Origin of the sequence: Enterococcus sp. 2G9_DIV0600, from assembly GCF_002140615.1 — a bacterium.
GTDB classification, from domain to species: Bacteria; Bacillota; Bacilli; order Lactobacillales; family Enterococcaceae; genus Enterococcus_D; species Enterococcus_D innesii.
The window spans coordinates 542,542-543,557 of the sequence record NZ_NGLL01000002.1 but is presented as its reverse complement, the minus strand read 5'-3'; the positions used below and the strand labels follow the sequence as shown (position 1 = coordinate 543,557).

Here is a 1,016-nt window from a genome sequence, read left to right as displayed (position 1 = left end):
ATCGCTGATAGAGACTGCTTCATTCCCTCGGTCGCTCGTCTGAACCCCTCAGTATCAACGTTTTTCATGACTGCTCGTTGAGCGGATAATGCCGGACTGATTGTCTCCATCATTTTTTTAGTGGAATCGGTATTTAATACTGTCATCGCTGATAAAGACGTCAATAATTTAGTAGCGTTGGGTAGGTTTATATTACTATAATGATTCCCTATATATGCTTCGAAATCATTTGTCATATCGAAAAGTTTCTCATCTGCTATTTCACCAATTAGTATTTTCTTAAAAGCTTCATTAAGTTGTTTCACGTATTTCTTTAGATTCTTTATCAGATCCTTATATAAAGAGTATTTAATCTCTTTATTATGACTCACAATATTCCTTCCTTCTCTAATCAATTCCATGTCTTTTCGAATTTCTTCTAAATCAACATACATATACTTGCTAAATACTTCACTCCATAATGAAAAAGGATCAGATATACTTAAATCATCAGTTTCTCGAAATAAATTTAACAATTCTTCTACGATTATCTCTTTGTACCTTACAATATTTTTCTCATTTCCAGTTGAAATAAACAGGTAATTTTCTCCAAAGAGGTATTCTTCAAAATCGTATAAATCTATCCACTGTAAAAGATTTTCTAAGTCATACCTGCCGATTGCTTGTTTTTGTTTTCCTTTTACTGCAGAAATCATTTCATCTGGAATAGAATCTTTCGTCCAGTTGTCGAAATATGTTGGAGCCAATAAATATATCAATTTTCTTAAAGCCCATTCATAGCTATGCAAATATGGTAGCAATTTTTTTGAAAAAAATAATGAGTTTGTATCTAAAATAGTAGTGTAATTTCTGTCTCTTATACACATCTAGATGTGTATAAGAGCCTAGCTATGCAAATATGGTAGCAATTTTTTTGAAAAAAATAATGAGTTTGTATCTAAAATAGTAGTGTAATACACATCTAGATGTGTATAAGAGACAGCTATAATATGACGTGTTAATTCTACATAATTTAA

Annotated in this window: 1 pseudogene; it reads right to left on the bottom strand. The window is 30.9% G+C overall.

Features of this window, described 5'->3' with window-relative positions:
- Nucleotides 1-758, bottom strand: a pseudogene (locus A5870_RS16185) (hypothetical protein); the annotation flags it as partial.
- Nucleotides 759-1,016 lie beyond the last annotated feature (258 nt).